The following is a 10,745-nucleotide window of genomic DNA, read 5'->3' as shown; positions in this document are numbered from 1 at the left end:
AGGGTCAATGGAATCATAAAAGGTGAATTTGATTTAAATTATTCAAATCTGGGATATCAAAAAACAAAACAGATACTAAAGGATAACATAGAGGCATATAATAGTCTTAGACCACATAATAGTTGTGACAATTTAACCCCGAACCAAGCTCATTTAGAAAAGGGTTTTTTAACCAAGAGATGGAAGAACTATTACAAGATAAAACAACTAAAAAAAGAAGATGTACAGCAATCTTAGGACTACTAAATTACATGTACAGTTATAAGCAGGATTAATAACAATAACTGTACAGCTATACTAGGACGAGACATTCGTAGACTTTGAGTAGACTTTAAGTGGACTTTAAGTGGACTTTGAGTGGACCTTGACTAGACATTACGTATTTTATCAAAATCTAATCCTTGGTTTTGATAAGAACTAAAAAAGGGTTGAAGTCTAAATAAATAGACTTCAACCCTTTCTTACAAAACGATGTTTTTTACTAGATAATCTTACGATTGATCTTTAGACCAATTTTGAAACTTTTTTACTGGTATTATAATAAGCTGTTTAATCAAAAATCAATCGATTTCTGCTTCTGATTTCTCTAAAGGTAACGGTGGATTAGTCAAGTGATTATCCCTTCTGAAGTAACTCTACTTCTAAACTTGAAAGAAACATTTAAAACAATACGGTTTTACTGCCATTAAAAGTACATTATTACTACTTCCTCTAAAATATGTTCTTTTTTAATTTAATCTTTTCTTTGATATGTTGTAACCTTTTCAATTTTCATTTACTCTATTAAGATATAAACACTAAATTAAAAAAAATGGAAAGTACAATCAAACGTCATACACTGACACAAACATTCAATCTATTAAGATACACATTTACAATTGTTCCCATCGTTGCTGGTGCAGACAAATTCACAAACTTACTTACCAATTGGGATCAGTATGTTAATCCATCAATCGAAAATCTCTTGCCGTTTTCTACCTCAGTTTTTATGATGATAGTAGGTGTAATTGAAATTGCAGCAGGTATCCTTGTTTTTAGGAAAACCGAGATTGGTGGGTATATCGTTGCAAGTTGGTTAACTCTAATTGCATTAAGCCTATTAATTGGTTTTAAATATGTAGACGTTGCAGTACGTGATATAGTAATGGCAATTGCTGCATTTTCAATGGCTAAGATCGCGAAAATTGTAAAAAACAAGAATTAAACAACTTTATTAAATGAAAAAATTTGGCATTATGAACCATTTATTAAAAAGAAAACACCGCTTTTATGAGTAGAACAAAAATATATCATAATCCAGAATGTAGCAAAAGTAGTTGTGCATTGGAATTTATAACTCAGCAGGGAATGGAATTTGAAATTATAAATTATTTAGAAAATACACCTAAAAAGGAAGAGTTGCTTGATTTGCTCAATATGTTAAACATGTCTCCTTTTGAACTTATACGAAAAACTGAGTTAATTTATAAAGAGAAATTCGAGGGTCAATCATTTACAAATGAGCAATGGATTGATATCATGTTACAATACCCCATACTAATTGAAAGACCTATCGTTACTCACAATGGTAAAGCAATAATTGCACGTCCTACTAAAAAAGTACTCGATCTTTTCGAATAATATACAACCAAATCAAAAGAATAATAAAGTTAGGTTTTATGGCGCTTTAATAAAGCTTTTACTAAAAATCACATAGGGTTGAAATCTAAATAAATAGACTTCAACCCTTTCTTACAAAACTTCGTTGCTATTCGCTTTGCCTTTTTCAGTCCTCTGTCACCTAATTTCTGTTTCCTTTGGGTCTCCGTCCCCTTCTAGCCAACACTCCTCCTGGCTTCTTCACTAAAAATGTCTACTAGACATTTTCTTAACGCTCGACCCTAAAAACGGGCCACTTCCAAGTAAACACTGGAAATCCCCGAAGAACAAATGATATCAAAAGAGATCATTATAATCATATTTTGAAATTTAGTCTTACATTTTTTTAGTATTGCTAGAACCTATCTGATATTTAAAATTGATTTTGAGGTTAAAATTCAATAACTAATACCCCTCAAGAGCAAAACCTTGACCAAGCAAATAATATCTCCCTCCCCCAACCCAACATAACCCATAATTTGATAACTTTGTAACTAAAGAGATAATAACCGAACGCAACGAATAAAAAGAGGAATTCAATGGAACACAAAATACATCAAGGAAGAAACGTAAAGCGTTTTCGCGAAATGCTAGGCATTAAGCAAGAAATGTTGGCTTTTGATTTGGGTTCAGATTGGAACCAAAAGAAAATTTCTATGTTAGAACAAAAAGAAGTCATTGAAAAAGACCTACTGATAGAAATATCTAACATTTTAAAAGTGCCTGTAGAAGCATTTGAAAACTTTAATGAAGAACAAGCGGTTAATATTATTTCTAATACTTTTAATGACAATGCCTTTGGTATAGGTGTAGGATATGAAGTAACTGTTAATAATAACAATCAAATTGACCAAATACTAAAACTACACGAAGAAAAGATTGCTTTATATGAGCGTATGCTCAAAGAAAAAGAAGAAATGATTGCGAGGTTAGAACGTTTGTTTCAAGATAAATAAATTCTCTAATACTTCTCTTTCAATCGTTCATTGATGAGCCAGCAGGCTTCAAGAATTTTATGTGAAAACATAGCAGGAATTGAATGATTTGAATAATCTGTCATTCGCTTATAACTTATGACTTCAATTAAATCATAAACCAAATCATCAACTTGCATAAGAGTCGTTCTTTTAAAGACATTCTGAAATACTATGTAAGGATTTTGATATTCTTCAAAATTAAGTGCACCTAAGCCATCTTTAATACTTTCATTATCTTTCTTCACTAATTCCTTTTGCCCATTCTCTTTACTGTCTAATAAAATATTATAACTTGCTTTCATCAACGACCTCATAATAAATAAATCTCTTTTTAAATCAGAGATTTTAATTCTATGAGATAGCTTTAATTTCAATGCATAATAAAAGCAATTAGTAATCTCTCCTTTCAGATGCTCTATATTAGTAATTAAAAACACCTCACGAATTAATTCATAAGGACATTCTATATTTCTATTTGTCCAAAGATTCGCATCTAAAGACACTTTTTTTGACTTCATAACTATTAATTTTAAAATTTCATATAAAACTACACAGCAGAAACGGGATAAAATATTCCAAAAAAGGGATAAATTATCCTCTCTCTCTCTTTGAATTATAGTTAATAATATAATACACAATCTCAAGGAGAATAATAATATGTCCAAACCACAATAATATATTTTTACTGTCCCTTAATTTAGGATCATGTTCAAACATCGAATACAAGACAGATACTTCAAAACTTTCATCAGAAAAAGCAGATGTTATAATAGTATAATCAACTTCATCAATTACTATAAATTTTATATCTCTCAATCTATCGGTAAATTCTTCTAAACTTATAAGACATGTAATCTGTTCAATTAACTTCATTTCTAAGGCATCTTCTTCTTCTTCTATTTCTATTCTACCATCTCGAATTAAAATTCCTTTCTCAAATTGAGAAAAAACTACTATCATCAAGTCTCTCAACACAGATAAAGTATTTGCTAATTTAAATTCTTCTTTAGTTGCTCCTTCAAAATCTACTTTGTTTAAATGTAAATCCTCAATTCCATGTTCTTCAACTAAATCAGGGTAAGCCATGAAAATATCAACTAAAATAGGTTTATCAATTCCTCCTAAAACATTGAGAATTCCAAGCAAAAACCAATCTCTTGATTCATTTAATATCTCCATCCCTTCTTTTGCTTTTTTTAGTGATGTGATAAGTCTTTTACGTCCTTTCTTTTTTGTATTTCCCATAATTAAAAATTTTTTATTTACACAAAATTGAATAGATTTAACGGGATAAAATATTCCAAAAAAGGAATAAATTATCCCCTCTTATTTTTCATAAAATCACTTCATGAAAACAACAAATCCTTATAACAAAAGGCTTGAAAGTCTTTTTAAAGGCACTTTATAAAGGTGGATAAATTATCCCTCTCAGGAATATTTTACCGATAAAATACTTTTGAACTTGCAATCATAAACCATAAAAAAAATATTATGAAAGCAAATGAAAACAGAATTTCAAAAGTAAGAGGATCGCTAGCCTTTCGAGAAATACTCCAAAACTTAGTGAACGAAGGAAAAATCATTCATATTTTTCAATCCAACAAAAACCTCCTCTCCCACAACACTTTAACTCTTTTTGTCAAGAATCCCCAAGTTCTCCATGAAATAAAATATGCTTCATGGGTCTTAAATAGCATTTCCGAGAATAGTCTGCATATACACCTATTTGAATTTAATGAGTTTATACACAAAAACTCATTTCAAAATAAAGTGTATAGCAGTATAAACTGTCAATCTTTACATCATATTTATGGCAATAAAGAGGAATGTAGTACTATGTTCATTACCGATTTCTCTAAAGGAAATTTGAGAAAACACTGTAAAGGCACTTCAAGTTGGTTTACTACTGAGCACCTACGTCACTATAGGTTTTTAAACCACATTAAAAAAGAATTTGAAGAGCAACTTATAGACTTTGATTCTGTGATGTTGAGTTTGAAACAATTATTGCACGAAGCCAAGACACGCATACAACCCTTTTTTATGCCCAATAAAGAAATGAGTACCCAAGAGTTCATTTCTTTTACGTTCGCTTATTGTACACCTATTAAAGAAGTTTATAGTGGAGAAGATGAAAGCGCCCTGCTAAATAGTATTGTGAATTTTGATAAATTCATAGACATCTTAGTAGATGAAAATGGTGTTCCCATAGACACCTATCACTTAATTGCTATCACTAGAAAATATGTAAAAGCATTATATTTATTCATCAATCAAGAATACATTAAAAGGTTTAGAGAAACCATGCTCAATTCGGAACTTGAAATCCTTAGAGCATCATCTAGCGTAGAATTTATAAATGATGAATTAGAACGAACTACTAAAAGTCTTCTAGAAAAACGCCCCGAACTTAATCAGCTATTCTTTGTGGCTCGAAAAGACATTAGTTTTACAGATCCACATAACAATAGAATAGAAACCCATCTGCATTTACTACTTATCGGAATCGTAGACACACTATCGATTACTACAGAGGCAAGCATACGCACGCAAATTAAAGTAGCTACACAGGGCAAAGTAAACATAACACTAATCCTTTTAAAATCGACATGGCAAAAACATGATTCAACCTATCATTCTTTTTTCAAATCACATCTAAGGCTAGAGAAACAGTGGCTAGGAAAACCCCATGATTTCAAATTTGACAACATCGAAACAGTACCATTGCAAGAACTGAAATCGAGATATTGGCAAGAGTGCGATTCTATTATAAAACCAATTTTCAATAGAAACAATCACCTATCAGAACTCAATAGAAGCGAAGCAGATATAATATTGTTTAAATACATCGTACAACAACTCACACTCGCCATATTATTCTTTAAAATGGATTTCATTCCACAAGTGTATAGCTCGAAATACACATGGCGCTTATTGGAATGGTATGCCCCAGAAATACATCAGAAATTAGAAAACAGTTCCAATAAACTTTCTATTCTATTTGAAGCAAACAATTTCACACGAAATTTCCCCAAACTAAACTATCCAACAGAAAAAACAAACAAAGCAAATTGGAAAGAAATATATCTTTTCAGTAAAGCACTCTACGATTACACAAACACCTTACATCAAACCATTCCTTCTCCCACTCCCACCATCATCACTCCAACCATCATCACTCCCACTTTCATCGAATCCGAAAACACCAACCATGTTCAACCAATTCTAGAAAACCATGAGAAATCCAATCAATAAAATAGACCAACTACCCATCTCAGCAATTTATAAAAAGGAATTAGAGAGCCTATCTAAAGAAAATCGAATACTCAATTGTTGGCTTAGCTCCATCCCTTTAAACCCTATTCCTTTGCTTATTGTTCAACTCTCAGATATAGAGGAATCATATCTCTACAGAAACGAACAATGGACAGTAGATTGCCTTAAAAAGGACAACATCCACATTAGTTTTTTCAACACAGAAGAACTTCTAGAACACGAAATTCTAGGCACTCTCTTTTTAGACATTCATTGCCAAGAATCTAAACTCTATTATTCAACAACTCCCTTTGAATTCTCTCAATACAAAAGCCGAGAAAACCATAAACTCTTTGTTGAAAAATACAAAGCTCTAGATTTCCATGTTAGGGATTACCTAGAAAACCCTTCAATCAATTATTTTAATGGTGCGGGTTATTATACCTATAGGTCTTTAGAGTTTTATGTAAACTACATGGAACTTCTGCTCTTAGGCTTTAAATACAGTAACGATGATTTACACCTAACGGAAAGGTGGGACAATTTAGAAATGATAGTTCCTTATTTAAAAACTTTTTTTCTAGTAGATGAACGAAATGATAAGTTCTTAATTAGCCAAATGGAAGAAGATTTTTTAGAAGATAATTATTACTTTGGGGAATGGAAAGATGAATCAATTTCTATATTGAATAGATGCAATGAGCTAGTTCAAACAATAATTAGCAATATAGTATTAGTTAAGAATGAGAAGCTTATAACAGAATTACACCTGCCACAACCTCATACCGAAATACCTGAATTAATCCAACTAGCAACAATACTCTCAACCAATGAAAATGTGATGGAGTTATATCATTTTCATACTAAAACGTTTATTGAAAAAGGACAAACAAAAAAGCAGTATTTTATTCTTCTTATAGCCTCAAAATTTGATGGTATAACTAACTCTCAACTAAATAAGATACTATTAGATTATAACAATGACCTAGTTGAATATCATTTTGTAATAGAAACACTAATTAGACTTCTAAACTCCTTTTACTATGTACATAACTTCATTAAAGATAAGCTAGTTCCTGAAAAGTGTTTCTACAAGAAAGACACCCTCTCTCCTAACATTCATTGGTCCAACTCCTACGATAATTCACAACCAGATCTAGGTTTATTCATCAAGGGGTTGGAAATAGTCTTACATTCATCCATTCTAACACAAATCTTAAATCAAGAAGAAGTACCACGAAGAATATTACTAATAAACTCTGATATTAATTATTTAATACTTGAAATTACTAAAGTACTTGTTTATGTAAATACATGGTATTTAGATGAAGATAATGAGGACTTAGATACCTTTTTAAGTTTAGCTTTCTACTGCGATGACAACTTTACCAACAAATGGCACCGCATTCACGAAACCATAGATTTATATAAAATCTGCACAACCGATGAAGAAGTCTATGTAGACCCAGAAACCGCAATTAAAATTCTAAACTTTTTTCAAGAACTCTATGATGAATTGTTAGTGTAACAATTCACAAATTAAAAAGCAACTAATATATATTATAAAGGCATTTTACTAAATACCTCATTGTTCCAAATTTATTTTATAAGTTTGAAAGAATAGTTTTTTAGTAAACTATAACATATCCTAGTTCAAACACTTTAAAACCTTGCCTAAATCTTAAAATTTATAAATTTAAAGGTTAGATAATTGATAAATCTGATTAAAACCTAAATACTCTTATTTGATGAAAATAGTCCCAAATATATTTAAACTTTCTTGCATATTGAGTCTTGCATTCATGTGGCAAAATGTATCTGCACAAACTCCAAAGGAAATTGAAATAGCACTAAAGTTTGCACCTATTTTTGATATCAAAATCTGCGATTCTTATACATTGAGCTATTTTATTAACGAAACTGATGAAAACGGAGTAACCGTTTACAACAACGGTTTGTTGACACAAAAAACTACAAACAATCAAGTAAAAAGAAAGTCACTCTATAATCAAAGAACAACTCCCTTATTAAATGTTACACTGAAAAAAGACAGCTTAATTACGGAAACAATACAAATAGTGGATTCCATACGTTCATACACTAAAAACAAACATCAAATTGAAGTTATTAATACCGAGAGACTCTATGGAAATACCTTCAGGGGTACACTAAATATAAGTCGATTGAAAACAGTAATGCAAGATAGTATAACAAAAAGTATTATAAACCTTACAAAAAACAAGGATAGTAGTTTATTATTGAATTGGGATCAGAGTAATCAAAAACATCAAGTTATAAATTCTTCTAAACTTGAAAAAGTTCTATTTCCCGAAGAAAACATACATTTTTATAATTACAATTCAGATGATATGCTACCATCAATTGAGAATACAAAAACTGGAATAAATCCACGTATTACTTCGAAAATAAAAGAGAGCAAAATAAGATATAAAGACTTTCCTTATAATACTGGAAATATACGTTTGCTAAATGCAAGTGTGTTTAAGAACAATACGTATCAATTAGAATTTAGTATTGATAAAATATATTATCGAATTATTTATACTGTTAACGAACAAAATCGCCTGCTCTCCTTTTCCTATTATTATTTTGACGTTCATAATTACTTACTTGAAGAAAATATAAAAGCATATGATGTTACTTATAAATTAATTGCTAACGCAATTATGATGTGTAATTAAATAAATAAAAATGACTGTCTATTTAACTACCACAGATATCCATTTAATAATAGATTCCTCTATTCAAAATAGAAAGGCGATTCATCGTAAACTTCAAATTAAGAGATAATGAAAATGAACTGCCTTCAAACTCAGTCGTTCAAAAGCCTAACACATATAAAGTAAAAAGATTTTTTGTAGATATTTAACACTAAGAAGGATTTAATTACATTAAAAAACATACCCGAAACCAACATTTAAATAGATAGGTTTCATTGCAAAAGTAATGGTTTTAAAATCAGACTTAAAAACATCATTTAAGCCCCAACTTAAATTTGAAAACACATTTAAATGCCTTGAAGCATTCCAATTGCTTCCAATCTCTATACCATAGGTAAACTTTCTTAATTCATTTGAAAAGTCATAAGTTGCAATATTATCTTCTCTAAACTCAACCTTATTACCTGTTGGGCCTCCTTCTCTAAGATAACCATCATACACATATCCTGAAAAATCCTTTTCTAAAATCAGAGAGCAAAAGGTTCCTAAAGAAAATCCCCAATTCTCATTCATAGCGTAAGTTACAGCTATGGGAATTGTTATATAAGAATTGACAACCTGAGTAGACACACCTCCTGTCCAATTTCCTGCTACGCGCTCTCCGTTATCACCTAATATCTCCATACTATAGTTTTTGACTTTTGAATCGGTTTTCATACCCTTATTTTCAAGTTTAATACCAGCCTTTACTCCCCATAATCTCTTCTCTCCTCCAATCCAATAGGTAGCACTTCCTTCTACACTAAAATTTAATCTAGGGTTGAATCCTTTAATTTCTCTAATTTCGGCAGGAAAAGGTAATGGAGAAAATCCCCCTATATTAATTCCTGTTCGTATTTGATAAACGATACTATCCTGATGTAATTTATAATCGTCTATAACACTTCCTTGAGCCATAGAATTTCCAATGTTTCCTAGGAGTAGAAACAGGATAGCAAAAAGGTTTAATTTGACCATTTTATCTGTTTTATTCATGGATTATTTCTATTTCATCTATAAGAAGGGTACTCCCCTCTGCTCCAGCAAAAGTATCTCCATCTATACTAGAAGTAAATACTAAAGTTAAACTGTATTTTCCGTCTTTCAATTTTTTCTCATCAATAATGGCATTGTCTTTAAAAACAAAAGGGATATGAAAAGAAGACCACTCTCCACTTTCAATTCGATCTTCTGGTAAAATACGCGCTATTGCTAAAATATTATCATGTGTAAATCTATTAGTTCCATCTAAATGTTTAAGAGTGCTGTCTGTTTCAAAAAATATTGCATAGCAATCCCAAGAATCTTTTCTATCAGGTTTTTCAACATTACCTTCTTTAAATAACTCACCTGCTTTATACTTGAAAAAACCTCTAAAAGCGTATGGAACAAAATCAACCGGCATTCCTAATCGCAAACTTTTTAAAGGAGCTGTAATAGAGGTTCCTAAGTCGAATTCACCCATAAATATATTTCCAGCAGCTAAAGGTTTCCCCATAGTTGCTCCTAAAGCACCCGTTAACCGAGTTACTAATCTTACTCCTTGGCCCTCCTTACCATTTAGCAATCTAGCTGTTGGATAATCATCTGGTTTTGATGCAATTCCAGTTAAACTAAAACCAGCATTTCCACTCGCCCAATCCATAATATTTTGATTATCATCATCTATTTCATAGAAAATATCATATTTCGAATTTTCAGTTCTTACGTGCTCAAAACTATATTTTGATCCGACTGCCGAACTTATATAGGAAACCTCATAAGTCTTTTGCGATTGACCATCTTCTGATGTTACTATGTACAACTGGGGTTTAGTAAAATTTAAAGGGGTGCCACTTTGAGGATAAATCGTAGCACCTGGAGATAATGTAAAAACAGGAGCTTGTGATGTTAAATCAACAAAAGACTTAACAAATATCTGAACACGCTCATTTTGAATAATAGGGTCTTTTTTAAGAATCATACTATCGACAGAACAAGATAAAATATCAGCTTCGGCATTGGGTAGTTCATCTTTTATACATGACATAAACGGTAGACAAAAAAGAACTGTGAAAAAAAGTAAGATATATTTCATATAATTCTATTTAGAGTATAAAAGACATTTTTTAGTTTGCATGTATAATTATTTAAATTTAGCTATATAATCGCATAT

Annotated in this window: 10 protein-coding genes and 1 pseudogene; 7 read left to right on the top strand and 4 right to left on the bottom strand. The window is 30.9% G+C overall.

The window, feature by feature from the left end; genetic code table 11:
- The 4 genes and pseudogenes from BM024_RS13730 to BM024_RS09005 form a co-directional block, all read left to right on the top strand.
- A pseudogene (locus BM024_RS13730) lies at window positions 1-237 on the top strand (integrase core domain-containing protein); the annotation flags it as partial.
- A 574-nt stretch (window positions 238-811) separates the two neighbouring features.
- Entirely contained in the window at window positions 812-1,204 is a 393-nt protein-coding gene (locus BM024_RS09015) for a hypothetical protein (protein ID WP_090679441.1), read from the top strand.
- 65 nt (window positions 1,205-1,269) lie between these two features.
- Window positions 1,270-1,620: an arsenate reductase (glutaredoxin) gene (gene arsC / locus BM024_RS09010; protein WP_090679439.1), complete on the top strand. Its 351-nt coding sequence runs from the start codon at window positions 1,270-1,272 to the stop codon at window positions 1,618-1,620.
- Between the two features lie 557 nt (window positions 1,621-2,177).
- Entirely contained in the window at window positions 2,178-2,594 is a 417-nt protein-coding gene (locus tag BM024_RS09005) for a helix-turn-helix domain-containing protein (RefSeq protein ID WP_090679438.1), read from the top strand.
- A gap of 5 nt (window positions 2,595-2,599) precedes the next feature.
- Here BM024_RS09005 and BM024_RS09000 read toward each other — a convergent pair whose 3' ends face one another.
- Window positions 2,600-3,133, bottom strand: coding sequence for a hypothetical protein (locus BM024_RS09000; protein ID WP_090679436.1), 534 nt, complete (start codon window positions 3,131-3,133; stop codon window positions 2,600-2,602).
- Window positions 3,134-3,206: 73 nt separating this feature from the next.
- Window positions 3,207-3,860: a hypothetical protein gene (locus BM024_RS08995; RefSeq protein ID WP_090679434.1), complete on the bottom strand. Its 654-nt coding sequence runs from the start codon at window positions 3,858-3,860 to the stop codon at window positions 3,207-3,209.
- Between the two features lie 246 nt (window positions 3,861-4,106).
- Here BM024_RS08995 and BM024_RS08990 point away from each other — a divergent pair, with 246 nt between their 5' ends.
- From BM024_RS08990 to BM024_RS08980, 3 genes are all read left to right on the top strand, one after another.
- Window positions 4,107-5,870 (top strand): hypothetical protein, encoded by a 1,764-nt coding sequence (locus tag BM024_RS08990; protein WP_090679432.1) that lies wholly within the window; start codon window positions 4,107-4,109, stop codon window positions 5,868-5,870.
- Window positions 5,851-7,398: a hypothetical protein gene (locus BM024_RS08985; protein ID WP_090679430.1), complete on the top strand. Its 1,548-nt coding sequence runs from the start codon at window positions 5,851-5,853 to the stop codon at window positions 7,396-7,398. Before BM024_RS08990 ends, BM024_RS08985 begins: the two co-directional genes overlap by 20 nt.
- 217 nt (window positions 7,399-7,615) lie before the next feature.
- Complete coding sequence (locus BM024_RS08980) at window positions 7,616-8,572, top strand: hypothetical protein (protein ID WP_143077748.1); 957 nt, start codon at window positions 7,616-7,618, stop codon at window positions 8,570-8,572.
- Window positions 8,573-8,782: 210 nt separating this feature from the next.
- Here the strand turns inward: BM024_RS08980 and BM024_RS08975 are convergent, their stop codons facing one another.
- Both BM024_RS08975 and BM024_RS08970 read right to left on the bottom strand, forming a co-directional pair.
- Window positions 8,783-9,568 carry a porin family protein gene (locus BM024_RS08975; RefSeq protein WP_090679455.1) on the bottom strand — a complete coding sequence of 262 codons (786 nt, stop codon included), beginning with the start codon at window positions 9,566-9,568 and terminating at the stop codon, window positions 8,783-8,785.
- A gap of 10 nt (window positions 9,569-9,578) precedes the next feature.
- Entirely contained in the window at window positions 9,579-10,667 is a 1,089-nt protein-coding gene (locus tag BM024_RS08970; RefSeq protein ID WP_090679427.1) for a PCMD domain-containing protein, read from the bottom strand.
- Window positions 10,668-10,745 lie beyond the last annotated feature (78 nt).

The sequence above is a fragment of the Myroides guanonis genome, from assembly GCF_900114085.1.
GTDB classification, from domain to species: Bacteria; Bacteroidota; Bacteroidia; order Flavobacteriales; family Flavobacteriaceae; genus Flavobacterium; species Flavobacterium guanonis.
Note: the sequence above shows the minus strand (reverse complement) of the source record. Positions and strands in the feature narration are given on the sequence as shown.